Origin of the sequence: Streptomyces sp. CB02980 (assembly GCF_014451325.2) — a bacterium.
GTDB lineage: Bacteria > Actinomycetota > Actinomycetes > Streptomycetales > Streptomycetaceae > Streptomyces.
The window spans coordinates 1-24677 of sequence record NZ_JACSCH020000031.1; the positions used below are offsets into that span (position 1 = coordinate 1).

The window sequence follows — 24677 nt, forward strand, 5'->3', positions numbered from 1 at the left end:
GTCCTCGACGCCCTGCCTCGTACCGTCAACGGCAAGCTCGACCGCCGTGCCCTCCCCGCACCCGACGACACCACCGCTTCGGAAGGGGGACGGGCACCCCGTAACCCGGCTGAGGAGATCCTCTGCGGTCTCTTCGCCGACAACCTCGGACTCGAATCCGTCGGCATCGACGACAACTTCTTCCACCGCGGCGGACACTCCCTCCGCGCCACCCGCCTGATCAGCCGCATCCGCGCCGTCTGGGACACCCGCATCACCATCAGCGACCTGTTCCGGAGCCCCACGCCCGCCCTCCTCGCCGAGCAGATCGCGGCCGGCAGCGGCGACGACCCCCTCGGCACCGTGCTGCCCATCCGGGCCGTCACGGAGACGAACTCCGGTGAACCGCCCCTGTTCTGCGTCCACGCCGTGTCCGGGGTGAGCTGGGGGTACGCCGGTCTGCTGCCCCACCTCGACCAGGACCGGCCGGTCGTCGCGCTCCAGGCCCGCAGGCTCGGCGGCCCGCACGACGCGCCGTCCTCCATCGAGGAGATGGCCGACGACTACCTCGCCGAGATCCGCCGGATCCAGCCGCACGGCCCGTACCACCTGCTCGGCTGGTCCTTCGGCGGTCTGGTCGCGCACGCCGTGGCGGCCAGGCTGGAGGCGGCGGGGGAGGACGTGGCGCTGCTGGCCCTGCTCGACTCCTATCCGCTGCCCGACGGGTTCCGTGCGCCGGAGATCGACGGCCGGCACGTGCTGACCGCCCTGCTCGGCTCCGCCGGCGAGACGGTGGAGGTGCGCTGCGCGGACACGACGCCGGACATCGGCGAACTCGCCGACGCGCTGCGCCGGTCGGACCCGGTGCTCGGCGCCCTCGAGCACGCGCAGGCGGCGGCCGTCGTGGCGGCCACCCTCGACAACCTGCGGATGCGGTACCGGTACGTGCCGGACGTCCGGTTCGGCGGCGACGCGGTGTTCTTCGACGCCACCGGCACTCCGGCTCCCGCGTCGGGGGCCGAGGCCTGGGCGCCGTACGTGACCGGACGGGTCGAGGAGTTCGCCGTCGACTGCGAGCACGCCCGGATGACCGAGGCGGAGCCGCTGCGCGCGATCGGACGGGTCCTGGCCCGGCGCCTGCGGCCTGCCCGTATCGCCCGTATCTGATCTGAACACCTGGACGCCCGGGGCCCGTACGGCAGCACCACCGCCGTACGGGCCCCGGCGCGTTCGGCGTCGTACCGGCCGAGGCTCGCCCGCCAGGCACCCTCGGCGGAGCTGTCTCCGCGCCCCGGCGCGACGGCCCCGGCGCGTCCCCCGCCGGCCGGCCGCGCGCCGAACTGCCCGCATACTGCCGCCCGACCAGCCGGATCCGGGCCCCCGCGCTGCCTAGCGTGTGGGTGTCCGCACGATCGGCCAGGCCCTGTGAGTGGTGCGGTCCGGCCCCCAGAGGAAGTCAAGGACATGGTGGATCATTCCGGTTGGCGGGTCGGCGTCGCCTCGGCCCCGATACATCACGGCGAAATTCTCCAGGGCGTCTTTCCGCACCAGGGCCAGCTCACCCGGGGACTGGTCACCCTGCCGTGCACCGTTTACACCACCCGGGCCTCGTTCATCCCCGCTCGGGGCGAGGAGCTGACCGTCTACCCGACCTGGAAGACCAAGGCGCGACGGGCCGCCCAGCTCACCGCCGAGGCCTGCCTCCCGCCCGGGGAGGGACCGGTCGGCGGGCATCTCGAACTCACCGGCGACGTGCCGCTCTGCCGCGGCTTCGGCTCCTCCACGAGCGACGTCCTGGCCGCGGTCTGGGCCGTACAGGACGCCCTGGTGTCCCCGCTGCCCCCCGAGGAGATCGCGAGGATCGCGGTGCGCGCCGAGACGGCGTCCGACTCCCTGATGTTCAACGAGAGTTCGGTGCTGTTCGCGCAGCGCGAGGGCAAGGTCATCGAGGACTTCGGGTACCGCATGCCGGCCGTGCGGGTCCTCGGCTTCGGCTCGCGGCCCGAGAACGAGGGCAAGGGCGTCGACACGCTGGCCTTCCCGCCCGCCGAGTACGGCAGCGCCGAACTCGAACTCTTCGCCGAACTGCAGGTGATGCTGCGCGAGGCCATCCACACCAAGGACGTCGCCCTCGTCGGCGCCGTCGCCACCGCCAGCACCGACATCAACCAGCGGCACCTGCCCATCCCCCGCCTCGACGGTCTGCGCTCCATCGTCCGCGAGACCGGCGCCCTCGGCATCCAGGCCGCGCACAGCGGGGACATCGCCGGGCTCCTCTACGACCGCGACGACCCCGAGGTCGAGGCCCGCACCGAGCACGCCCAGCGACTCCTGCACAACATCGGCATCCACGAGCAGTGGATCTTCACGACGGGTGACTGACATGACTACGACCACGATCGCGGGCGTCGGCAGGCTGCACGACTCGGTGGTGGACGCCACCGAACTGCCCCGCATCATCCAGGTGACCGACAACCTCTACGCGGCGGCGTTCAGCCTGATGAAGCTGCTGCCGGCGCGCTTCATCATCGACCGGGCCGAGGCCGCCGGACTGCTGCGGCCCGGCAGCCGGGTCATCGAGACCTCCTCCGGCACCTTCGCGCTCGGCCTGGCGATGGTGTGCCGGCTGCGCGGCTACGACCTGACCATCGTCGGCGACTCCGCCATCGACCGCGACCTGCGCAACCGGCTGGAGATGCTGGGCGCCACCGTCGAGATCGTCGAGTACGCCGGGCAGAGCGGCGGCATCCAGGGCGCCCGCCTCGCCCGTGTCGAGGAACTGCGCCGGATCCACCCCGACAGCTTCGTGCCCGGCCAGTACGACAACCCCGACAACCCCGGTGCGTACGCCGTGGTCGCCGACCTCATCGGGGAGACCGTCGGCTCCGTCGACTGCCTGGTGGGCCCGGTCGGTTCCGGCGGCTCCACCGGCGGCCTCGCCGCCGCCCTGCGCCCCGCCGACCCGGCGCTGCACCTCGTCGGGGTGGACACCCACGGCTCGATCATCTTCGGCTCGCCCGACGGACCGCGCACCCTGCGCGGCCTCGGCAGCAGCATCCACCCGGGGAACGTGCGCCACAGCGCCTACGACGAGGTGCACTGGGTCACCGCCCCCGAGGCCTTCCACGCCACCCACGAACTCTTCCGCAACCACGGGCTGTTCATGGGCCCCACCAGCGGCGCCTCCTTCCAGGTCGCCTCCTGGTGGGCCGCGCGCAACCCGGACAGCAAGGTCGTCATGGTGCTGCCCGACGAGGGCTACCGCTACCAGTCCACCGTCTACCACGCCGAGTGGCTGCGCGAGCAGGGCATCGAGCCGGCGCCGACCCCCGGAGGCCCGGTCACCGTCGACCACCCGCTGGACGCCCCGTCCTCGTGGACCCGTCTGGTGTGGGCCCGCCGGGGCTTCGACGACGTGATGACGCCCGAGGTCCACGACCTCGGTGACGTGATGACGCCGGAGGTCCGCGACCTCGGTGACGTGTTGACCCAGGAGGTCCACGACCTCGGCGACCTGACGACGCCGGAGGCCCGGTCGTGACCACCCCGCTGCTGCTTCTCGTCGAGTCCAACACCACCGGCACAGGGCGCCAGTTCGCCGCGCGGGCCCGCGATCTCGGAGTCGTACCCGTCCTCCTGAGCGCCGATCCCGCCCGCTACCCGTACGCCGCCGAGGACGGGCTGCGCACCGTCGTCGTGGACACCGCGGACGACGACGCCCTGTGGTTCGCCGTGACCGGCCTCGCCGCCGCCGCGCCGGTCGCCGGAGTGCTCTCCAGCTCCGAGTACTACGTCGCCACGGCCGCCGGACTCGCCGCGCGCCTCGGGCTTCCCGGCCCGTCCGCCGACGCCGTCCGAGCCTGCCGCGACAAGGCCGCGCAGCGCCGCACCCTGGCCGAGGCCGGGGTGCCCGTGCCCCGCTTCTCGGTGGCCGGCGAGGTCGCCGAGGCGATCGCCGCCGCCCAGTGGCTCGGCGGCCCGGTCGTCGTCAAGCCGGTGCAGGGGTCGGGGAGCCTGGGCGTACGCCTGTGCCGCGACCGGGACGAGGTGGCCGGCCACGCGAAGGGGCTGCTGGCCGCCACCGTCAACGAACGCGGTCTGCGCACCCCGGGCGTGGTCCTCGTCGAGCAGTACCTGACCGGGCGCGAGTTCTCGGTGGAGGTCTTCGGCGAGGAGGCCGTCGTCACGGTCGCCAAACACGTCGGCGCGCCCCCGGTGTTCGTCGAGACGGGGCACGACGTGCCCGCCGTTCTGCCCGCCGCACAGGCCGCCGCGCTCGTCGACACGGCCGTACGCGCCGTCGGGGCCCTCGGCCTCGGTTGGGGCGCGGCCCATGTCGAGCTGCGGCTCGACGGCGACGTCGCCCGCGTCATCGAGGTCAATCCGCGGCTGGCCGGCGGCATGATCCCGGAACTCGTGCGCCGGGCCCGCGGCGTCGACCTGGTCGGCGCCCAGGTGCGGGCCGCACTCGGCGAGCCCGTCGACCTCTCCGGTGCGCCGGACGCCGCGGGCGCGGCCTCCATTCGCTTCCTGACGGCCGGCACCGACAGCGTCCTCGCGGACGTCGCCGCCGCCGAGGCGGCGGCCCGCGCCGTACCCGGTGTCGTCGACACCGCCCTCTACCGCCCGGCCGGAACCACGGTCGTACCGGCCGAGGACTTCAGGGGGCGGGTGGGTCATGTGATCGCGGCCGGTACGGCTCCGGAGGAGTCGGCCGAGGCGGCCGAGACCGCGCTCACGCTGGGACTCGCCACAGCGCTGACGGCGCTGACGGCAGTGACGCCGGTGACGCCGGTGACGGCGAGCGTGCCGATGAGCGATGCGCCCGGCGTGCCCGCGAGCGGCGCGCCCGCGAGGGAGGCGGTGCCGGTATGAGCGGCGCGCAGGAGGCAGGCGTCCACACCGGCCGGCTCCGCACCGGGCTCGACCCGCGCGCCCATCGCATCGTCTACGACCAGTACCGCACCGACGACGGCGACCCGGTGGGCGACGAACTGCGGCTGATCAGCGAGGTCGACCGGGCCCATCTGGTGATGCTCGCCGAACGCGGCATCGTGGACGCGAGCCGGGCCGCAGCCCTCCTCGACACCGTCGACGCCCTGCGCGCCGAGGACTTCGCCCCCGTACGGGCCCGCCCCATGCCGCGCGGCCTGTACCTGGCGTACGAGGGCTGGCTCGTCGACCGGCTCGGCCAGGAGACCGGCGGGGTGCTGCACACCGGGCGCTCCCGCAACGACCTCAATGCCACCACCGTACGACTCAAGGTGCGCGGCCCCTACGGGCAGCTCCTGGACGAAGTGGCCGAGCTGGCGCGGGTCCTGCTCGACAAGGGGGAGGAGTACCGGGACGTCACCATGCCCGCGTACACCCACGGCCAGCCCGCCGTGCCCATCAGCTACGGCCACTATCTGACCGGGGTCGCGGGCGGCGTGCTGCGCTCGCTCGCCGGACTGCTCGACGCCGGGCGGGAGATCGACGTCAACCCGCTCGGCGCGGGAGCCGTCGGCGGCACCTCCGTGCCGGTGGACCCGGCCCGTACCGCGGACCTCCTCGGCTTCACCGCCGCCGTGCCCAACTCGGTCGACGCGGTCGCCTCCCGCGACTTCGTGCTGCGGATGCTCTCCGCCGCCGCCGTCCTCGGCGTCCTCATGGCCCGGGTGGCCCGCGACCTGACCTGGTGGACGACGGAGGAGTTCGGGCTGCTCCGGATGGCCGACGACCTGGTCGGCTCCAGCTCGATGATGCCGCAGAAGCGCAACCCCTTCCTGCTCGAACACATCCAGGGCCGCTCGACCGCCGCCCTCGCCGGGTTCACCGGCGCCGCGGCGGCCATGTCCACCGCCGGCTACACCAACGCCATCGCCGTCGGCACCGAGGCCGCCCGCCATCTGTGGCCCGGTCTCGCCGACACCACCCGGGCCGTGACCCTGCTCCGGCTCGTCGTCGACGGGGCGGAACCCGACCGCGACCGGATGCGCGACCGCGCCCGGGAGGGCTTCACCTCGGCGACCTACCTCGCCGAACGCCTCGTCGTCGACGGCATCCCCTTCCGCACCGCCCACCACCTGGTCGGCGAGACCGTCCTCGCCGCCCTCGACAGCGGTACGCCGCTGTCCGAGGCGGCCCGCGCCCAGCCCGACGTGGCCGCGGCCGCCGCCGGATACCCGGCCGACTGGCTCGACCCGGAGACCGTGGCCGCCGCCTGCGCCCACGGCGGTGGCCCCGGCGGCACCGGACCGGCCGAGGCCCTGACCCGGGCACGGGCCGAACTCGCCGCCCTCACCGCCGAGTCGGCGGCCCGCCGTACGCGCTGGGCCGACGCCGCCGAGCGCCTCTCGGCCGAGGCCGCCAAGGTGGTGGCCGTCTCGTCGGACGACGTGCCGCCCGAGGAGACCGCCGCCAAGGTGGTGGCCGTCCGATGAACGCGCGGCGCCGGGACGGGCTGCTGCGGCAGCGCGACTTCCGGCTCCTGTGGGCGGGGGAGACCACCAGCCGCTTCGGCAGCAACATCACCGGTGTCGCCATGCCGCTGGTGGCCGTGGTCACCCTGGACGCGAGCACCTTCTGGGTGAGCACCCTGGCGGCCGCCGCCTGGCTGCCCTGGCTCTTCCTCGGGCTGCCGGCGGGCGCCTGGGTGGACCGGCTGCCGCGCCGCCCGCTGATGGTCGCCTGCAACGTGGGCTCCCTGGTGCTCCTGCTCAGCGTGCCGGCCGCCGCGTGGCTCGATGTGCTGACCATGACGCAGCTGCTGGTGGTCTCCCTGCTCACCGGGGTCGCGAACGTCTTCTTCTCCATCGCCTACCGGGTGTACGTGCCGTTCGTCGTCCCCCGCGAGCACCTCACCGAGGCCAACGCCAAGCTCCAGGGCAGCGAATCGGCCGCGCAGCTCGCCGGGCTCGGCGGCGGCGGTGTCCTGGCCGGCGCGTTCGGAGCCGTCAACGGACTCCTCGCCGACGCCGCGACCTTCCTGGTCTCCACCCTGTGCCTGCTCGGCATCCGTGGGAAGGAACCGGCGCCGGAGCGACCCGAACGGCCCCAGGCCCTGCGCAAGGACGTCGCGGAGGGCCTGCGGCACACCGTCCGCGACCCGTACCTGCGCGTCCTGACCACGTACGGCACCGTCACCAACCTGCTGCTCACCGGCTACCAGGCCATCCTCACCGTGTTCCTCGTGCGGGAACTCCACGTCGGCGAGGCCACGGTGGGCTGGCTGCTGGCCGGCAGCAGCGTGGGCGGACTGCTCGGCGCCATCGTCGCCACCCCCATGGCACGGCGCTTCGGCACCGCGCGCGGCATGCTGCTCTGCAAGTTCGCCACGGCCCCGTTCGGGCTGCTCATCCCGCTGGCCGAACCGGGCTGGCGGGTCGTGCTGTTGCCCGTCGGCGGCGCCGTGCTCGCCCTGGGCGTCGTGTCCGCCAACGTCATCCAGGGCGCGTTCCGCCAGCAGTACTGCCCGCCGCAGCTGCTCGGCCGGGTCACCGCGAGCGTCTCGGTCGCCAACTTCGGTGCCATTCCCGTCGGTTCGCTGCTCGGCGGGGTGCTCGGCGGGGTGCTCGGACTGCGGCCCGCGCTGTGGCTGCTCACCGCCGGCCTCGCGGTCAGCTCCGCACTGCTGCTGGCCGGCCCCCTGCGGGCCCGCCGGGACCTGCCCACCGAACCGCCGACGCAACCACCCGCCCCATCACCCGTCCATCCACCTGTCCATCCACCCGTCCGGCGCCCCGCCCGACCGTCCGCCGAGTCCACCGAGCAGGGAGGTTCACCCGAGCCGGCGGATTCACCCGGTCCGGCCGATCGGCGGACCCTCCGGTACGCCGTTCCCGAACAAGGCTGATCCGTCCCGACGGCCACCCGCGTCCGCGCATCCGTCATCGAACAGGAGGGGTCCCGTGAGTGATCCCAGAAGCGGTCCCTGGAGTTCCGCGAGCGGCACCCTGCTGCTCGCCCCCCTGCCACCGCCGCGTGCCCTGCCACGACCAGGTTCCCTGGACCTGTGGCTGCTCAGGGTCTCCGACGCCCGGGGCACCGGCCTCGACGCCGGTGTCCTGGACGCCACCGAGCGGCAGCGCGCCGCAGGTCTGGCGCACGCGGAGGACCGGGTCCGCTTCACCGCCGCCCATCTGGCGCTGCGCCGGCTGCTCGGCACGTACCTCGACACGCTTCCGCAGGACATCCGCTACGGCCGGGAGACCTGCCCCTGCTGCGGCGGCCCCCACGGGCGGCCGACCGTCCTGGGCGCCTCGCGCGGGCTGCACTTCTCGCTCTCCCACCGCGGGGACCTCGTCCTCGTCGGGACGGCGGTGGCGCCCATCGGCGTGGACGTCGACCTGGTCGCCGACCCGGGCGGCGCCGCGGAACTCGCCGCCATGCTGCACCCCGCCGAACAGCGCGAGATCGAGGCGCTGCCGCCCCCGCGCCGCCCCAGGGCGCTGGCCCGGCTGTGGACCCGCAAGGAGGCCTACCTCAAGGGGCTCGGCACCGGTCTCGGCCGTGACCCGGCGGCCGACTACGTGGGCTCGGGCAGCCCCGACGGAACGCTGCCGCCCGCGGGCTGGACCCTGCTCGACATCCCCGTCGACCGCGGGTACGCGGCGGCGGTGGCCGTCCACGGCGAACTGACCACACCGTCGCCCCGGGTGAACCGCCTGTCGGAGCGGGACATCAGGGGAGACCCGCCCGGCCGTGAGTGAGTGGCCTCAGCCCCGGCACACGCGGAAGGTCCCCGGACAGATCGTCCGGGGACCTTCCGCGTGTCACTCGACAGCCGGTGACCGGACGACCGGAGATCAGCCGGCCACCGCGATCCACTCGTCGAGCTGTTCCTGCGTCGTGGCCGGATCGGCCACCAGCTCGGCCAGCTCGTCGCCGGCGTGATGGCGGGTCGCGACCGCGGGGCAGCGCGCGCACGCGGCGACCCCGGTCTGCTTCCACCACTGGCACCGCGCCCTGAGGTGACACCGCGGGACGGGACCGTCCTCCTGCGCGACGGGCCGGGAGAGCACCCGCTCGACGAGCGTGCAGTCGCCGCCCCTGCGGTTGACGCAGTCGCTGACACAGTGCGACGCGAACCGCAGCACGCGCCGCGGCTCGACACCTTCCGGCACCTCGCCGAGCACCTCGGCCGCCGGTGCGGGATCGGCCAGGTACACGACGCGCCCGTCCAGTCCGGACCGTACGCCCAGGACGACGGACTCCGGCGCGTGCGCCGCTCCGCTGGGGCACCAGGTCTGCGAGGAGCCGTCCTCGCCCACGGTGGTCACCTCGGCCTCAGCAGGTGCCGGACTGGGCGCCGGCGACCTTCGTCACCCGGCCGCCGACGCTCTGGCTCAGCCCCTGCTCCCCGGCCTGCTCCTCCTGGGCGACGGCGAGTCGGATGCTGTCCTTGAGCTGGGCCGCCGAGGTGATGCGCTGGTCCGGGCCGGTCTCCGCCGCGCTCGCGGCACCGGCACCGGCGACGACGAGTCCCGCGGCGAGCAGTGCGGCGGCACCGGCCGCGGCCACCTTACGAGTCGGGTTCTCCATGGCGTACTCCTCCTCCTGGTATGGGAGTTGCGAGCGTAGGCCGGTGGAGAGCCATGGCCGGAACTTTGCGGCGGCAGTCGACCGGCGGTTACGTCTCCGAGGGCGGGACCTGCGGGAACGACTCCGAGGGAGATCCCTGTCCACGTCTCCGAAGGCGGGATCGCCGCCTACGTCTCCGAGGGCGGCCCAGGCGGAAGCAGTGCGTCGGCCAGCCGGTCGAGGGCGGCGCCGTCCGGGGTGGCCGTGCCCGTGAGGGTGCCGACCAGGGCCTGGGCGAGGACGGTCGCCGTACCGATCCGGCTGTCCTCGCGCTCGTCGCCGGTGACCTTCCCGATCACCGCGTCCCGTACCGCCGGAGAGGTGTCGGAGTCACCGAACAGGTCGGGGAACGACAGCGCCATCATGCACACGCCCACGTTGGCGGAGAGGATCGAGCGCCCCGCGAGTTCCGGGGTCGTCCGGAGCCGCCCGGCGTCACGGCAGCGTTCCACCGCCTTCAGGAGGATCGCCTGCGCCTCCTTGACGGCCCCCGGCTTGGCGTCGCCGGTCGGCGTGAACATCAGCCGATAGAGGTGCGGGTTGCGGAGCGCGAAGGCGACGTGGCTGTCCCAGGCCGTCCGCAGGTCCGCCACCGGGTCGTCGGTGAGCGGGTTCTTGCGCTTCTCGGCCAGGAAGCGCTCGAAGCCGATGTCGGCGACCGCCGTGAGCAGGCCCTGCTTGTCGCCGAACTGCCGGTAGATCTCGGGCATGCCGACCTTCGCCCGGTCGCAGATGGCGCGGGTCGAGATCGCCGGCGCGTCCTTGGTGGCGAGGAGTTCCTCGGTGGCTTCCAGGATGCGCGCGCGTGCGGTCGACATGCCTCCCACGATAACAGCGCTAACAGTCCCTCGTAATCAATGCTTACAAGCTGTGTTAGCGTTGAAAACGTCTCGGGGGTCGGGCGCCGCCTCCGGGCCGTCCGACCGTTCGCAACGAGAGAGCTGGTGTTCCCCCATGAACCGTTCGACGTTCCGCCGCGTCGCCTCAGGGGCCGTGGCGGCCACCGTGGGCGTCGCCCTCCTCGCCGCCTGCGGCGGCGAGGACGAGGACACCGCCGACCCCGCACGGCCGTTCACCGCCACGCACGTCGGCGGGCCGACGACGATCCTGGAGATCGGCGGCCTGCGCATCCTGCTCGACCCGACCTTCGACGCGCCGAAGAAGTACAGGAGCGGCCTGGAGAAGCTCCGGGCCCCCGCCTTCGGCGTAGACGGGCTCGGCACGATCGACGCCGTACTGCTCTCGCACGACCAGCACGACGACAACCTCGACGACTCGGGCCGCGCCCTGCTGGAGGACGTGCCCGTCGTGCTCTCCACGCCCGGCGCGCGGAAGCGTCTCGGCGACCACGTCACCGCCATGAGGAGCTGGGATTCCCAGGAGCTGAAGACGGCCGGCGGCACCGTCAAGGTCACCGCCGTGCCCGCCCTGCACGGCCCCGACGGCGTGGACCGCGGCGCGGACGGCGAGGTCACCGGCTTCGTCCTCAGCGGCAAGGGCGTCCCCACCACCTACGTCTCCGGCGACAACGCCTCGGTCAAGGTCGCCGAGGAGGTCGGCGACCGCGTCGAGAAGGAGATCGGCCCCATCGACACCGTCGTCCTCTTCGCCGGCGCCGCCCGCACCCCCGCGATCCTCGACAACGCGCCGCTGACCCTGACCTCCGCGAACGCCGCCCTCGTGGCGAAGAGCCTCGCCCCGCGCAAGGTCGTTCCGGTGCACACCGACAGCTGGAACATCTACTCCGAGGACATGCGGTCCCTCGTGAAGGCGTTCGAGGACCGGGGGATCGAGGGCGAGCTCGTCGACCTCGCGCCGGACGGCACCCCGAAGAACCTCTCGTGAACCCCGCTCTCTCCCTCCGCACCCCTACGAAAGGAACCGCCATGACCGCCTCCACCACCCTCCGCGACGTGATCGGCCTTCCCCAGGACCTGCCCCGCCTGAGCGAGTCGGCGCTGATCATGATCGACTTCCAGAACACCTACCGCACCGGCGTCATGCGGCTCGACGAGGCCGAGAGGGCCGTGGCCGCCGGCGCGCGGCTGCTCGCCGCCGCCCGCGCCGCGGGGGCGCCCGTCGTGCACGTCGTCAACGACGGCGGCGAGGGCACTCCTTACGACATCCGGGCCGAGATCGGCGCGATCAGCGACGAGGTCGCCCCGATCGAGGGCGAGAAGGTCGTCGTCAAGCAGTTCCCCGACGCCTTCCACGCCACCGACCTCGAAGAGACCCTGAAGGACCTCGGCGTCACCGGTGACCTGGTCGTCGCCGGGTTCATGACGCACATGTGCGTCCTCTTCACCGCACAGGGCGCCTTCAACCTCGGCTACCGCCCGACCGTGGTCGCCGAGGCCACCGCGACCCGCTCCCTTGAGGCCCCCGACGGCACCGTCACGGCGTCGGAGGCGCTCCAGGCCGCGAGCCTGACGACGGTCACCGACCTCTTCGGCACGGTGGCCCGCACGGTCGACGAGCTCGTCGCGTAACGGGTTCTCCCGGCCGGCGAGGGGCGCCGCCCCTCCGGCGGCCCCCCGACCGGCAAGGGGTGCCGCCCCGTCCGGCGGCCCCCGCCCTACCCGTGACCGCCCCGTCCCACCCCCGCCCGGCCCCTCGACACCGGGAGTTCACCCGAGGTGCACCGAAACACCGCCTGATGATCGGTCACGGGTCGCCCGACTCGGCGGTAATGGCGGTCGGCCCGTGACGGATCGCCCGGGCGCTCCTGTTCCGTACGCCCCCTGGAGGACGTGTGCCCCCCGCCGCCGAGACCGTGCTCGACGAGGTCGACGGCGAGGAGGGGACGGGCGGCTCGAAGCTCCCGACCGGCTCCCCGCGGCGCCGGCTGCGCTCCCCGGCCGTCGCCGGTCCGCTCTCGGCCGCCCTGCTCACCGCCGTACTGCTCGCCCTCGCCACCCGGCTCTCGCGCAGCTCCCCCTTCGGCCCGGTGACCAGGAACATCGTCGACCTGGGCCAGCAGTACCTGCCGTTCCACGCGTACTGGCGCTCGTTCCTCCTCGGCGAGACCCACGGAGACGCCTTCCTCAACTGGAACTCCGGCTTCGGCGCCAACTTCCTCGGTGACATCGGCACCTATCTGAGCAGCCCCTTCGACCTGCTCGTCGTGCTCTTCCCGGCGGACCGCATCGAACTCGCCCTGTACGTCGTCACCGCCGTCAAGATCACCGCGGCCGGGGCGGCGATGGCGCTGCTCCTCCTGCGGATGCGCCCCGGTCCCTGGCCGGTCGCCGCCGTGCTGGGCAGCGCGTACGCCCTGTCGGGCTGGACCTTCAACCTCGGCGCCACCGTCCCGATGTGGCTCGACGGACTCGTCGCCTTCCCGCTGCTCTGCCTGGTCGGCGAGTGGGCCCGCACCGGGCGCCGCCCCGTCCTCGGCCCCGTCGTGGTCGCCCTGGCCTGGACCGCCAACTTCTACACGGCGTACATGGCGACCATCGGCGCCGCCGTCGTCCTGCTCGTACGGCTCCTCACCGCCGAGGAGACGGCCGGCGCGCGGCAGCGCCTCGCGGGGGCGCTGCGTGCCGCGCGCGGGGTGCTCATCGGCATCGGCCTCGCCGCACCGCTCGTCGTGGTCGTCTTCCTCGGCACCAAGGTCGCCGACCCCACCCCCGAGTCCACCTTCGCGCCCGCCGCCTGGGTGGAGGTCCTCGCCAGGTTCCTGCCGGCCACCGCGAGCCTCGCGAGCCCCGCCCTCTTCATCGGTACGCCCGCGCTCGCGCTCGCCCTCACCCTGCCCTTCAACGGGGCCGTCGCCCCGCGCGTCCGGGCCGGCTGGTCGGCCGCGGTCGTCCTGGTGACGCTCTCCCTCCAGTGGGAGCCGACCCATCTGCTCTGGCACGCGGGCGCCTCGCCCAACGGCGGCCCGTACCGGCAGACCTTCGTCCTGTGCGGGCTGCTGATCGTCGCCGGCTGGTTCTCGGCCGCCCGGGGCGTGCCGCGCCCGACCGCGCTCCTCGCGGGCGGCACCCTGCTGGGGCTCCTGGCGTGGGCGGCCCGCGACAGCATCGACATCGACCGCTGGACCTACCCGGCCTTCGGCGTGGCCGCGGCCCTCGCGGTCGCCGCCGCCCTGGTGGCCCTCCTGCACAGCCGCAGGACGACGGCCGGCGAACCACCCGCACCCGTCTCTCCCGCGCGCGCCCTGACCACCGCGCGCCTCCTGCCCGTCCTCGCCGTCGTCCTCCTCGTCGCCGCGCAGGCCGGCGAGGCGGCCGTCACCGGGAAGCGGATCGAGGAGCAGCAGCGCGACAAGGTCGCCTGGTCGCCCCGGATCGGCCCCTGGCACACCGCCGTGGCCGACGAGGTGGCCCGCGCGGACGCCTGGCCGAAGTACCGGACGGAACCCGGAGAGGTCCCCGGCGGCAACGACGTCCTGATCGTCGGCGGGCAGGGGGCCGACTACTACAGCAGCCTCACCGCCGAGGTCACCTCCCGCACCCTCGCCTCCCTGGGCTTCGGCTACTACGCCAAGGGCCGCCACCCGGTCACCCTCGACAACCCGGTCACCGACGCCCTGTTCTCCATCGGCACCCGGGTCCGCTCGGTGCCCTCCGCACCGGTACGGCAGGACGCGCTGCCCCGGGCGACGGTGTCCGTCGCCACCACGCCCGTACCGCCGCTGGTCACCGTCCGTCCGGCGAAGCGGCCGGCCACCCACCCCGGGGACTCCGCGTTCGCCGAGCAGGAACGGCTCCTCGGTGCCGACGTGTACGAGCTGCCGGCCGTCACCCGTGACGGACGGACCGTCAGCGCCCGCTGCCCGGCGGGCTCCCAGGCCTGGTTCTGGGCCCCCGAGTACCGCGGCGGCGCGACCCTCGCGGGGGAGCCGCGCGTGGACTTCGAGGGCAAGGCGCCTGCCGTCCGGGCCCCGATGCGGGCCCTCGGCACGGTGCCCGGGTCCGGCGAGGTACGGATCGAGCTGAGCCCCGAGCGCACGGTCCGGCTGCCGCGTCAGCCGGTCGGCTGCCTGGTCAGGGCCCGGCTCGACTCCGCCGTGCGGCAGCTGACCGCCACCGGGGCCGTCGAGGTGCGCGCCACCGGCCACACCGTCACGGCCGAGCTGCCCCCGGGCAGCACCGGGACCGCGGTGCTCGCCGTGCCCCGTACCGCCGGCTGGCGCTGCGCCGCCGGTGACGCGGAGCCGCGCCCCGCGCGCGCGTACCGGGGTCTCGTCGCGATCCCGCTCGACGGCCGCGCGAACACGGTCACCTGCTCCTTCCGCCCGCCGGGTCTCACGCTCGGCGGCGCCGTCGGCCTGACCGCCCTCCTCGCCCTGATCGCGACGGGGGTCCTGCACCGACGGGCCGGGCGGCGGGCGGAACAGCCGGCCGACGGACCGGCCCTCGCGTGAGGCCGCTTCCGCACGGGCTTTCCACGGGGGACGCCAAGAGTTCACCCGGAGTGCACACGCGGATCGTTCGCCCGGAAAAGTGGAGCGTTACCGTTCCCGCCGTAGCGGCGTTTAATTGTTCGATTCAGTATGGGGATTTCGAGTGCCGAAACTGTCCGTCGTCGTACCGTTCCACAATGTCGGGGCCTATGCGCCCGACACCCTGCGCAGTCTCGCGAACAACGCGGATCCGGAATTCGAGTTCCTGCTGATCGACGACTGCTCGACGGACGACACCCCGGAAATCCTCGACCGCTGGCGCGACCGACTGCCGAACGCCACCGTCATCCGGCACGAGACGAACAGCGGTGTCGCCCAGGCGCGCAACACGGGAATCGACGCCGCGCGCGGTGACCACATCACCTTCCTCGACGGCGACGACTGGTACGCGCCCGGCCACCTGAAGGCCATGGTGACCGGAATCGAGAGCCTGGACTGCGATTTCGCCCGTACCGACCACGTCCTCTCGGAGGGCCGGAAGCGGAACATCCGCTATGCCCCCGCCAAGCGCCGCGACACCGTGATGGACCCCCGTGACGGAATCTCGCCCGCCAGCATGGTGACGATGGTGGACTATCCCTTCGTCCCCTTCGGCATTTACAGCTCCCGTCTCTTCCAGAACGGCGAATCCCGTTTCGAGACGTCCCTGAGAACGGCCGAGGACCGCCTCTGGGTCTGGCGCCTCCACCTCAAGGCACGCACCTTCGCGGCGCTTTCCCTGCACGGTGTCTTCTACCGCCGGGGCGTCACCACCTCGCTCACCCAGATCACCGACAACCGGCAGCTGGACTTCATTCCCTCGTACGACACCCTGCTCGCCGACGTCTCCCGGGACGCGGAGGCGGACCGGTTCCTCCCGAAGGCGGTCCGCACCTACTGCGCGATGATCGCCTTCCACATGGGCAAGGTCGGCAAGTACGAGCCCGCCGTCGCCGAGCGGCTCCGCGTCGACGTGCGCGACGCGCTGCACCGGATGCCGCAGCAGGTCCTCGAAGAGACCCTCTCCACCATGGACACCCCCCGCAGCACCCTCCTCCGGAGCCTGCGCGACACCGTAAGGACCGCCTGACCCATGGCCCCCGCCCCCGCCGCCGACCAGGCACCGGCGCTCGACCCGGCCACCGACGGCCGTCCGGTCCAGATCTTCCAGGTGTCCACCCTGTACGGCGCCGCCACCCTCGCGGCCTCGCTGGACGCCGGCCAGTTCGGCCCCCGTGAGGACCACCGCCGGCTCCTGCTGATCTCGCGCAACGCCGAGATCCCGGAGACCGCGCTGCGCATGGAGACGATGACCGGCTACGAGCGGATCGCCGCCCGTTTCGACGGCGTCCTCGACTGGAACGAGACGATCCACCCGTACCACCCCGCCGCCTGGGCCCCCCGCCCCGAGGACGCCCCGCTCTGGCAGCGCGTGATGCGCACCGCGTGGGACCTGGGCACCGCCCCGGTGGAGCTGATCGTCGAATCCATCCAGGTCAATCCCGCCAAGGCCTTGGCCGGCTGCTTCCCCGAGAGCGCCCTCCACGTCTACGCGGACGGCCTCATGAGCTACGGCCCGACCCGCAACGACCTCGCGCAGTCGATCGCCTGCCGCATCCGGCGGGTCCTCCACCTCGACCTGGTGCCGGGCCTGCGCCCCCTCCTCCTGAGCGAGTACGGCGTGGCGCCGGAGCTCGTCCCCGACGACGCGTTCCGCGCGGTCCTCGCCGAGATCGCCGAGGAGGCGGCCGACGACCCCGAGATCGTCCGGGCGGCCGCCGCCGAGCCCACGGCCCTGATGCTCGGCCAGTACCTCGCCGCCCTCAACCTCCTCACCGCCGAGGAGGAGGAAGAGCTGCACGTACGGATGCTCCGCGGCGTCACGGCCGCCGGACACCGCTCGGTGGTCTTCAAGCCGCACCCGTCCGCGCCCGCCGGCTACTCGACGGCGCTCCAGGAGGAGGCGGAGCGGTCCGGGGTACGGCTCACCGTCCTCGACGGACCGCTGCTCGCCGAGACCTTCTACGAGCGGTGCAGGCCCCGGCTCGTCGTCGGCTGCTTCTCGACCGCGATGTTCACCGCCGCCGTCTACTACGGCGTCCCCATCGCGCGCGTGGGCACGGCCGAGGTCCTCGAACGGCTCACCCCCTTCGAGAACAGCAACCGGATCCCGCTCACCGTCGTCGACCACCTGGTCGCGGACCTGGAGCAGGGCGGGGAGCCGACGGTCCCCGGAGCGGCGCCGGACTCGCTCACCCCGCTCGTCCGCGCCGTCGGCTACTGCATGCGGCACAAGAGCCACCCGGGGATGCGCGAGGAGGCCGCCCTCTTCCTGGCCGTGCACCACGCCGACCCGGGGATCGCGCACCACTTCGACGGCGAGCGGCTGACCCAGCTCGGACTGCCGGGCGGCACGGAGACGCCGGCGCAGGGCGGCGGCATGCAGTCGCGGCTCCGCCGGAGTCTCGTACGGTCCCGACGGGGCTGAACCGGCCGCCCCGGTCGGACGCGGCTGATCCGGCCGACCCGGGCCCGGCAGGGCCGACCCGGCCGGTCCACCGGCGCGAGGCCGCCGCGTCACCCGTGCCGGCGGCGGTCTCCCGGGGTCACACCCCGGGGGACCTGACGAGGGTGAAGACCGCACCCTCCGGGTCCGTCACCAGGGCCGATCGCCCCGCCGTGGCATCGCGCGGCGGGCGCAGCACATGACCGCCGAGCCGCAGGACGAGCCGGGCGGCCGCGTCCGTGTCGGCGACCTCGAAGTACGTCATCCAGTGCGGGCCCCGGTCCCGGGGCAGCGCGTTGCCGACGCCGTGCAGCGAGGCCACCGGGAGTCCGTCCACCAGGAGCGTGGCGTAGTCGTGGTCGGCGGACACGACCGGCTCGACCTCGAAGCCGAAGACCGTCCGGTAGAACTTGCCGACCGAGGACGTCTCGTACGTGAGGAGCTCGTTCCACACGGGGGTCCCGGGCGGTCCCGCCGTCGCCGTGCCGTGGTGCGCCTCCGCCTGCCAGACACCGAAGACCGCGCCCACCGGGTCGGAGCAGACCGCCATCCGGCCGGCCTCGCCCGCGTCCAGCGGGCCCACGGCCACGGTGCCGCCGCAGCAGCGGATGCTCTCGGCGGTCTCGTCGGCGTCGGCGGTGGCCAGATAGGGGGTCCAGGCGATCCGCAGGTGCCGGTCGGGCGGCAGCTGGCCGATGCCCGCCACCTCCTTGCCGTCGAGCAGCGCGCGCACGTACGGGCCGAGATGCTGCGGACCGGGTTCGAACTCCCAGTCGAAGAGTGCGTTGTAGAACTCCTGGGTGGCGTCAAGCCCGTGCACCATCAAGCTCACCCAGCAGGGTGTGCCGGGTGTGCGCCGAGTCGCCTCGGTCATCGTGACTCTCTCCTCGGACCATCGTCGTGCCCGTGTCCCCGTCCGATGGTGTCACCGACGGGGCCGTGGCGCGCCCCGGTCGCACCAAAGAGTGGCGCGAACCCGCTGCGACGACGCGGGGAGGACGCCGGGTTGGTCCCCGCGGCCCGCGCGGCTGCGCGAGGATGGCACCCATGAACCCCATCATCGTCGTAAGCGAACTGCTGAGCGAGTCGGCCGGGGCCCGGCCGCCGGTTCTCCTGGACGTGCGCTGGACGCTGGGCGGCCCGCCCGGACGTCCGGCGTACGAGGCGGGGCACCTCCCCGGCGCGGTCTACGTCGACCTGGACACGGAACTGGCGGGCCCGCCCGGCAACGGCGGACGCCACCCGCTGCCCGACCCGGAGGCCTTCGGGGCCGCGATGCGCCGGGCGGGTGTCTCCGCGGGCACCCCGGTCGTCGTCTACGACGGCGGCCTCGGCTGGGCCGCGGCCCGCGCCTGGTGGCTGCTCCGCTGGGCCGGCCACCCGGACGTCCGGGTCCTGGACGGCGGTCTCGCGGCCTGGACGGGGGAGCTCACGGAGAAGGTGCCCGCGCCGGAGCCGGGCGACTTCCGGCCGGAGCCGGGCGCGCTCGGGCTGCTCGACGCCGACGGGGCGGCGGCGCTCGCCCGCTCGGGGCTGCTCCTGGACGCGCGGGCCGCCGAGCGCTACCGCGGGGACGTGGAGCCGATCGACCGGGTCGGCGGGCACATCCCGGGCGCGGTCTCGGCCCCGACGACGGAGAACGTGGACGCGGAGGGGCGTTTCCTGGGCGCCGACACCCTGCGGGACCGTTTCACCTCGCTCGGCGCCGCCGAGGGGACCCCGGTCGCGGTCTACTGCGGCTCGGGCGTCTCCGGCGCGCACGAGGTCCTCGCCCTGGAGATCGCGGGCATCCCGGCCGCGCTCTACGCGGGCTCGTGGTCGGACTGGTCCGCCGATCCCGCCCGCCCGGTGGCCACGGGCCCGGACCCGCAGTAGCCCTCGGCAGACGGCAGACGGAACCCGCGGCAGTCCTCCGTAGACGCAACCCGCGGTAGTCCTCCGTACCCGGAGACCCGCACGGGTCCTCCGTACACGGAAGAGGGCCCGCGCCGATCCGGCGCGGGCCCCCTCCTCGTACGGCCGCGGCCGTCAGTCCTGCTTCTTCCTGCGGGTCCCGAAGACGATCTCGTCCCAGCTCGGCACCGCCGCGCGGCGGCCCGGGCGGACGCCGTCCGCCTCGGCCTGGCGGTCGGTGGTGCCGGTGAGCCGGTCCCGGTGGCCCGAGACCGCGCGGGGCATGAGGACGTCGGCGTACGCGGAACCGGCACCCGCCGAAGCGGCCGGGGCCGGCGGCTCCTCCGCCTCGGCGTCCTCCGCGGGCTCCGAGTCCGGGGGCTGGGGCACGACCATGTCGCCGCGGAAGCTCGGCACGGCCTCCAGGAGGCTCGTCAGGGAGTCCCGCTCCTCCTCCGGCTCGGCGGACGCGGACGCCCGCTCCAGCTGGCGGTGGTCGAGCTGGCGGTCCAGGGCGCGGTCGAGCGGCCTGTCCCGGGGCAGCCTGGCGATGCGCGGCACGAACGGGAAGCTCGGCTCCGGCGCGGCGGCGATCGTGTCGTCCGTCTCGCCGATCAGGGCACGGGCCTCGTCGTCCACGGCCTGGACGAGCCGCCGGGGCGGGTCGTAGGTCCAGCTGGCCGTGTGGACCTCGCCGGCGACGCGGTAGACGAGCAGCACCTCCCAGGTGCCGTCGTCACGCCGCCAGGAGTCCCACTGCACGGTGTCCTTCTCGGCGCCGCGCAGCAGCAGTCGCTCCTGCACCGCCTCGCCGAGCTGGGGGCCGCTGTTCTCGCCGGGCCTGCGGACCGGGGTCTTGCGGGCCCGCTCCGCCATGAAGGCACGCTCGGCCAGTACGGGGCCCTCGAAACGGCGCACGCGGTCGACGGGGATCCCGGCCATCTGGGCGACCTCCTCCGCGGAGGCACCGGCTCGTATCCGTGCCTGGATGTCGCGGGGGCGGAGGTGGCTCTCCACCTCGATCTCGATCTGGCCGAGGCGCGCACGGTCGTTGCGCACGGCGGCGCGAAGCCGCTCGTCGATCGGAAGTGTGTACTCCGTGCTGTCAGCAGCCTTCAGCACCAGTCGTGTGCCGTCGTTGGAGACGGCCACGACACGCAGTTCGGGCATGGGGACCTCCCGGGTGGTGCCTGCCGACGTCACGTGCGTCGCTGCTTCCGCTAGTCGAGTGTGGCCTGCCCGGGTGCAGCCTGCCACTACCTTGCCGAGTTGCCCGGCGTGTCGGGCGTGGACCCTGGAACGCCGTTATGACACGGTTACCTGTTGACTACCTGGAGTGACAGGCTGTCACTCTGTGCAGTCGGTTTCCGTGCGATGCCGGGCGCCGCCGGGCGAGCGCCGTGTACCGGCCCCCTCCCCTTGATCCCGGGCACCCGTGAAGGCGTCCGGACCCAGGGTTCGTCAATGTACTCCATTCGGGCCACCTGGGTGGACCGGCGCGCCGCCCAACTTTGCGGGCGGTACGGGAGTTGAGTCTCCGCGATCTTCCCCCGTACGTGTCGCTCTTCACAGAACGAGCAGAAGCGGAACTAATCCCTTCGCCCATTTGTCCCTTCTGGGTGCAAGGCGAACAGATGAGCCATCAGGGGCTGGATCAGGGGTTGGAGATGCGTCACAGGCCGGATACCGACACGGACGAGCCGGAGGAGACGGAGAGCGGGAAGAGAAGGATCGACCTGAGTGTGGCTCAGGTCTCGGGCAGCGCCCTGGCCGCGGTCATCGCCGCCAAACTCGCCTCCACCCTCGGCGTGTACGGCACGATCCTCGGCGCCGGTGTGATCAGTGTCATCGCCACCTGCGGCGGTCCGCTCTTCCAGCACCTCTTCCGGCGCACCGGCGAGCAGGTCCGCGACGCGACGGTCGCCGCCAAGCCGAAGGCCCGTCAGGTGCCGTTCGCCCCGGGCCCCCCGGACGACCACACCCTGATGCCGGGCACGGTCCGGGCACCCGCCCCGTACGCCGAGGAGCTCGACGAGGAGTTCGGCACGGCGACCACCCACGGCACCCGGGTCCGCGGCTGGAAGCGCCCGGCGATCGCGGCCGCGCTCGTCTTCGGCGTCACCATGGGCGGCATCACCGCCTACGAACTCGTCTCGGGGCAGGACTTCAGCGGCAAGCAGGGCACCACCACGTTCGGATCCGTCGTCCGAGGCGGTGGCGGTTCGAGCCAGGAGGCGCCGCCGGCCGGGGACATGGGCCCCTCGACCGCGCCCGCCGGGTCCGCCGACGGCACCGGGCGGCCGGACGACGGCGCCGGCAGCCCCTCGACGGGCGCCACCCCGACCCCGGGCGACCAGGACGACGGGCAGAACGGCACCGCGACCCCCTCGCCGGAGCCGACGCCCTCCGACTCGACCGGCGGCGAGCCGACGCCCACCCCGACGCCCACGGCTCCGACGACGGAACCGACCACCCCGACCCGGGAACCGACCACCGGGACGGTCACGCCGGAGCCCCCCTCGGCCCCGACCCCGGCGGGAGCCGGGGACGGAGCCGGCACGGGAGCCGAGTGACCGTCAGTCGCCCAGGACCCGGCGCAGATAGTCGTTGGCGAAGAGCCGGTCCGGGTCGAGCCGGTCCCGCAGCGCCGTGAACTCGGCGAAGCGCGGATAGACCTCGGAGAAGTAGGCGGCGTCACGGGTGTGGACCTTGCCCCAGTGGGGGCGGCCCCCGTGCGCCGTCATGATGCGCTCCACCGCCGTGAAGTACGCGCGGTGGGGCGTTCCCCTGTAGAGGTGGACGGCGATGTACGCGGTCTCCCGGCCCGAGGCCGTGGAGAGCGTGATGTCGTCCGCCGGCGCCGTCCGCACCTCCACCGGGAAGCTCACCTTGAGCGGCGAGCGCTCGACCATCGCCTTGAGCTCGCGCAGCGCGGCCACCGCCGCCTCACGCGGAAGGGCGTACTCCATCTCCAGGAAGCGCACCCGGCGCGGCGAGGTGAAGACCTTGTACGGGATGTCGGTGTACGTACGGGCCGACAGCGCCCGGCTGGAGAGCCTGGCGATCGAGGGAATGACCGGCGGCACCGCCTTGCCCAGCGAGCACGCCACCTGGAAGAGCCCGTTGGAGAGCAGCTCGTCCTCGACCCAGCCGCTGACCCGGCCGGGGGGAGCGGCGGGGCCAGCGCTGCGGTTGTTGCGCTTGGTGTTGCAGTTGTCCGTGTGGGGGAACCAGTAGAACTCGAAGTGCTCGTTCTCCGCGTGCAGCGCGTCGAACTCCGAGGTGACCCGGTCGAAGGTCATCGGCTCCTCGCGCGCGGTGAGCAGGAAGACCGGCTCGATCGCGAAGGTGATCGCCGTGACGACGCCGAGGGCGCCCAGCCCGATCCGGGCGGCGGAGAAGACCTCCGGGTTCTCCTTCTCCGAACACGTCAGCAGCTGACCGTCCGCCGTCACCAGCTCCAGCTCGCGGATCTGCGCGGCTATCGAGGCCGAGTCGCGGCCCGTGCCGTGCGTCCCGGTGGAGGTGGCACCGGCGACGGTCTGCTCCATGATGTCGCCCATGTTCGTGAGCGAAAGGCCCTCCCGGGCCAGCGCCACGTTGAGCCGCTTGAGCGGGGTGCCCGACTCGACCGTCACGGTCATCGACTCGCGGTCGATCCGCCGGATCCCGGTCAGCAGCCCCGGCCTGATGAGGACGCCGTCGGTGGCCGCGATCGAGGTGAAGGAGTGGCCGGTGCCGACCGTCTTCACCCGCAGCCCGTCCTCGGCCGCCCGGCGCACCGCCTCGGCGAGCTCCTCGGCCGAGGCCGGGCTCACCTCCCGCACGGGGCGGGAGGTGACGTTCCCCGCCCAGTTACGCCACGGGCTGTCCGCCGTCCTGGTGCTGCCCGACCCCGCTGTTGTCGTCCCGCTCACGCTGCCCCTCCCGGTTCGGCGCCGGCCTGCGCAGCCGGCGGTGTCCGAGGAGACCCACCGCGACCGCGAGCGCGCCCGAGACGACGGGCACCACGTACCCCGCCTCGGCCCCCGACGCGTCGACCACCCAGCCGGCGGCCGAGGAGCCGAGCGCCACACCGATCGCGAGGCCAGTACCCGTCCAGGTCATGCCCTCGGTCAGCTTGGTGCGCGGTACGTGCGCTTCGACGAGGGCCATGGTGGTCACCATCGTCGGTGCGATGGACAGGCCCGCGACAAAGAGCGCCACGGCCAGCAACGGCAAGTTCCCGGCCAGTAGGAGGGGGATCATACTCACGGCCATCGCGCAGATGCCCAGGAGCCAGCGACGGGACGGCTCGCCCTTGAGGTGGAGCAGTCCGAAGACGGCGCCGGCCAGACCGGAACCCAGCGCGTAGACGGCCAGCACGAGACTGGCGGCGGCCTTGTGGCCCTGCTCCTCGGCGAAGGCCACGGTCACCACGTCGACCGAGCCGAAGATGGCGCCGGTGGCGACGAACGCGAGGGCCAGCACCTGCAGGCCGGGGGAGCGGAGCGCGGAACCGGTCTTGCCGCCCTGATGGGGGTGCGGGACCGGCTCGGTGGCGCGCTGCGAGGTCAGCCAGAAGACACCGATGGTCAGGAACACCCCGGCGAACAGCGGTCCGGCCTCGGGGAACCAGGCCGTCGACAGACCGATCGAGAGGATCGGGCCGAAGATGAAGCACACCTCGTCGACGATCGACTCCCAGGAGTACGCCGTGTGCAGGTGCCGCTCGTCGCCCCGGTAGATCTCCGCCCAGCGGGCCCGGGTCATCGCGCCGACGCTCGGCACGCAGCCGATCACGGCCGTGAACACGAAGAGCGTCCAGTCGGGAGCCTGCTGCTGCACGCAGAGGAGGAGGCCGGCGGCGGCCACGAGCGAGACCAGGGTCACCGGGCGGAGCACCCGGCGCTGGCCGTGCCGGTCGACGAGCCGGGAGACCAGGGGGCCGAGGACGGCGGCGGACATCGCGAGCGTCGCCGAGAGGGCGCCGGCGAGCCCGTACCGGCCGGTGACCTGCGAAATCATGGTCACGATGCCGATGCCCATCATGGACAGCGGCATCCGGCCGAGGAAGCCTGCGACGGAGAACGACGCGGTGCCGGGCGCCTTGAAGATCGCGCGGTAGGGACTGGGCAAGGGGTTCTCCGGATCTCCGTGCTTCGGAGCGGGCTCCGCACGACGACTCAACACGTGTAATTAATAGCTAAAGCCTACGGTGTTGAAGTCGATGGGGCATCCCCCTTTTTCGGACGAGCGCGGGACGAGCCCCGCCGGACGGGACCGCCGGACGTCGGGTGGAACCGCCGCAAGAGACCGCCGGTCGGGCGCCGTCGGACGGGCCGCGCCCTTCCGCGCCGGGGGCGGGTG

21 protein-coding genes are annotated in these 24677 nt (G+C 73.4%); 14 read left to right on the forward strand and 7 right to left on the reverse strand.

What is annotated here, in order from left to right; translation table 11 throughout:
• The 7 genes from E0F75_RS38155 to E0F75_RS40535 all read left to right on the forward strand — a co-directional run.
• Window positions 1-1146, forward strand: a 1146-nt coding sequence (locus tag E0F75_RS38155) for an alpha/beta fold hydrolase (RefSeq protein WP_229315609.1), incomplete at its 5' end; no start/stop codon positions are given.
• Window positions 1147-1443: 297 nt separating this feature from the next.
• Window positions 1444-2361 carry a kinase gene (locus tag E0F75_RS38160; protein WP_229315610.1) on the forward strand — a complete coding sequence of 306 codons (918 nt, stop codon included), beginning with the start codon at window positions 1444-1446 and terminating at the stop codon, window positions 2359-2361.
• A 1-nt stretch (window position 2362) separates the two neighbouring features.
• On the forward strand, window positions 2363-3520 hold the full coding sequence (locus E0F75_RS38165) for a PLP-dependent cysteine synthase family protein (RefSeq protein ID WP_229315611.1): 1158 nt from the start codon (window positions 2363-2365) through the stop codon (window positions 3518-3520).
• Window positions 3517-4854 carry an ATP-grasp domain-containing protein gene (locus E0F75_RS38170; protein WP_229315612.1) on the forward strand — a complete coding sequence of 446 codons (1338 nt, stop codon included), beginning with the start codon at window positions 3517-3519 and terminating at the stop codon, window positions 4852-4854. The genes E0F75_RS38165 and E0F75_RS38170 overlap by 4 nt, the downstream gene beginning before the upstream one ends.
• Window positions 4851-6401 carry an argininosuccinate lyase gene (gene argH, locus E0F75_RS38175; RefSeq protein ID WP_229315613.1) on the forward strand — a complete coding sequence of 517 codons (1551 nt, stop codon included), beginning with the start codon at window positions 4851-4853 and terminating at the stop codon, window positions 6399-6401. The genes E0F75_RS38170 and argH overlap by 4 nt, the downstream gene beginning before the upstream one ends.
• Window positions 6398-7813 carry an MFS transporter gene (locus E0F75_RS38180; RefSeq protein ID WP_229315614.1) on the forward strand — a complete coding sequence of 472 codons (1416 nt, stop codon included), beginning with the start codon at window positions 6398-6400 and terminating at the stop codon, window positions 7811-7813. Before argH ends, E0F75_RS38180 begins: the two co-directional genes overlap by 4 nt.
• Before the next feature lie 55 nt (window positions 7814-7868).
• Window positions 7869-8669, forward strand: coding sequence for a 4'-phosphopantetheinyl transferase superfamily protein (locus tag E0F75_RS40535; RefSeq protein ID WP_229315615.1), 801 nt, complete (start codon window positions 7869-7871; stop codon window positions 8667-8669).
• Window positions 8670-8765: 96 nt separating this feature from the next.
• Here E0F75_RS40535 and E0F75_RS38190 read toward each other — a convergent pair whose 3' ends face one another.
• The 3 genes from E0F75_RS38190 to E0F75_RS38200 all read right to left on the reverse strand — a co-directional run bounded on the left by E0F75_RS38190 (window position 8766) and on the right by E0F75_RS38200 (window position 10358).
• Window positions 8766-9239 (reverse strand): hypothetical protein, encoded by a 474-nt coding sequence (locus tag E0F75_RS38190; protein WP_229315616.1) that lies wholly within the window; start codon window positions 9237-9239, stop codon window positions 8766-8768.
• A gap of 7 nt (window positions 9240-9246) precedes the next feature.
• The gene (locus tag E0F75_RS38195) at window positions 9247-9501 is read right to left on the reverse strand and encodes a hypothetical protein (RefSeq protein WP_229315617.1); all 255 of its coding nucleotides are present in this window, start codon (window positions 9499-9501) and stop codon (window positions 9247-9249) included.
• Window positions 9502-9668: 167 nt separating this feature from the next.
• Window positions 9669-10358 (reverse strand): TetR/AcrR family transcriptional regulator, encoded by a 690-nt coding sequence (locus tag E0F75_RS38200; RefSeq protein WP_229315618.1) that lies wholly within the window; start codon window positions 10356-10358, stop codon window positions 9669-9671.
• Window positions 10359-10494: 136 nt separating this feature from the next.
• Here E0F75_RS38200 and E0F75_RS38205 point away from each other — a divergent pair, with 136 nt between their 5' ends.
• From E0F75_RS38205 to E0F75_RS38225, 5 genes are all read left to right on the forward strand, one after another.
• Window positions 10495-11385, forward strand: coding sequence for an MBL fold metallo-hydrolase (locus E0F75_RS38205; RefSeq protein ID WP_229315619.1), 891 nt, complete (start codon window positions 10495-10497; stop codon window positions 11383-11385).
• Between the two features lie 41 nt (window positions 11386-11426).
• Window positions 11427-12029 (forward strand): isochorismatase family protein, encoded by a 603-nt coding sequence (locus tag E0F75_RS38210; RefSeq protein WP_229315620.1) that lies wholly within the window; start codon window positions 11427-11429, stop codon window positions 12027-12029.
• Between the two features lie 263 nt (window positions 12030-12292).
• A complete protein-coding gene (locus E0F75_RS38215; RefSeq protein WP_229315621.1) occupies window positions 12293-14911 on the forward strand; it encodes a YfhO family protein in 2619 nt (872 codons plus the stop codon).
• Between the two features lie 142 nt (window positions 14912-15053).
• Window positions 15054-16019: a glycosyltransferase family 2 protein gene (locus tag E0F75_RS38220; protein ID WP_229315622.1), complete on the forward strand. Its 966-nt coding sequence runs from the start codon at window positions 15054-15056 to the stop codon at window positions 16017-16019.
• A gap of 3 nt (window positions 16020-16022) precedes the next feature.
• Complete coding sequence (locus tag E0F75_RS38225) at window positions 16023-17417, forward strand: alpha-2,8-polysialyltransferase family protein (protein ID WP_229315623.1); 1395 nt, start codon at window positions 16023-16025, stop codon at window positions 17415-17417.
• 118 nt (window positions 17418-17535) lie between these two features.
• Here the strand turns inward: E0F75_RS38225 and E0F75_RS38230 are convergent, their stop codons facing one another.
• Window positions 17536-18309, reverse strand: coding sequence for a VOC family protein (locus E0F75_RS38230; protein ID WP_229315624.1), 774 nt, complete (start codon window positions 18307-18309; stop codon window positions 17536-17538).
• A 173-nt stretch (window positions 18310-18482) separates the two neighbouring features.
• On the opposite strand from E0F75_RS38230, the gene E0F75_RS38235 reads away from it, so the two are divergent.
• Complete coding sequence (locus E0F75_RS38235; protein ID WP_229315625.1) at window positions 18483-19310, forward strand: sulfurtransferase; 828 nt, start codon at window positions 18483-18485, stop codon at window positions 19308-19310.
• Window positions 19311-19463: 153 nt separating this feature from the next.
• Here the strand turns inward: E0F75_RS38235 and sepH are convergent, their stop codons facing one another.
• A complete protein-coding gene (sepH, locus tag E0F75_RS38240; protein ID WP_229315626.1) occupies window positions 19464-20498 on the reverse strand; it encodes a septation protein SepH in 1035 nt (344 codons plus the stop codon).
• Window positions 20499-21070: 572 nt separating this feature from the next.
• Between sepH and E0F75_RS38245 the strand changes: the two genes are divergently transcribed.
• A complete protein-coding gene (locus E0F75_RS38245; RefSeq protein ID WP_374115511.1) occupies window positions 21071-21901 on the forward strand; it encodes a hypothetical protein in 831 nt (276 codons plus the stop codon).
• Between the two features lie 3 nt (window positions 21902-21904).
• On the opposite strand, the gene E0F75_RS38250 is transcribed toward E0F75_RS38245, so the two are convergent.
• Together E0F75_RS38250 and E0F75_RS38255 are read right to left on the reverse strand one after the other, a co-directional pair.
• Window positions 21905-23245 carry a D-arabinono-1,4-lactone oxidase gene (locus tag E0F75_RS38250; protein WP_229315627.1) on the reverse strand — a complete coding sequence of 447 codons (1341 nt, stop codon included), beginning with the start codon at window positions 23243-23245 and terminating at the stop codon, window positions 21905-21907.
• Window positions 23184-24446, reverse strand: coding sequence for an MFS transporter (locus E0F75_RS38255; protein WP_229315628.1), 1263 nt, complete (start codon window positions 24444-24446; stop codon window positions 23184-23186). Before E0F75_RS38255 ends, E0F75_RS38250 begins: the two co-directional genes overlap by 62 nt.
• Window positions 24447-24677 lie beyond the last annotated feature (231 nt).

Bases quoted from the DNA above. Each gene is read 5' to 3' on its own strand.
- E0F75_RS38200 (WP_229315618.1), bottom strand. From the start codon at position 10,358: ATGTCGACCGCACGCGCGCGCATCCTGGAAGCCACCGAGGAACTCCTC.
- E0F75_RS38205 (WP_229315619.1), top strand. From the start codon at position 10,495: ATGAACCGTTCGACGTTCCGCCGCGTCGCCTCAGGGGCCGTGGCGGCC.
- sepH (WP_229315626.1), bottom strand. From the start codon at position 20,498: ATGCCCGAACTGCGTGTCGTGGCCGTCTCCAACGACGGCACACGACTG.
- E0F75_RS38235 (WP_229315625.1), top strand. From the start codon at position 18,483: ATGAACCCCATCATCGTCGTAAGCGAACTGCTGAGCGAGTCGGCCGGG.
- argH (WP_229315613.1), top strand. From the start codon at position 4,851: ATGAGCGGCGCGCAGGAGGCAGGCGTCCACACCGGCCGGCTCCGCACC.
- E0F75_RS38165 (WP_229315611.1), top strand. From the start codon at position 2,363: ATGACTACGACCACGATCGCGGGCGTCGGCAGGCTGCACGACTCGGTG.
- E0F75_RS38180 (WP_229315614.1), top strand. From the start codon at position 6,398: ATGAACGCGCGGCGCCGGGACGGGCTGCTGCGGCAGCGCGACTTCCGG.
- E0F75_RS38210 (WP_229315620.1), top strand. From the start codon at position 11,427: ATGACCGCCTCCACCACCCTCCGCGACGTGATCGGCCTTCCCCAGGAC.
- E0F75_RS38230 (WP_229315624.1), bottom strand. From the start codon at position 18,309: ATGACCGAGGCGACTCGGCGCACACCCGGCACACCCTGCTGGGTGAGC.
- E0F75_RS38225 (WP_229315623.1), top strand. From the start codon at position 16,023: ATGGCCCCCGCCCCCGCCGCCGACCAGGCACCGGCGCTCGACCCGGCC.
- E0F75_RS38160 (WP_229315610.1), top strand. From the start codon at position 1,444: ATGGTGGATCATTCCGGTTGGCGGGTCGGCGTCGCCTCGGCCCCGATA.
- E0F75_RS38195 (WP_229315617.1), bottom strand. From the start codon at position 9,501: ATGGAGAACCCGACTCGTAAGGTGGCCGCGGCCGGTGCCGCCGCACTG.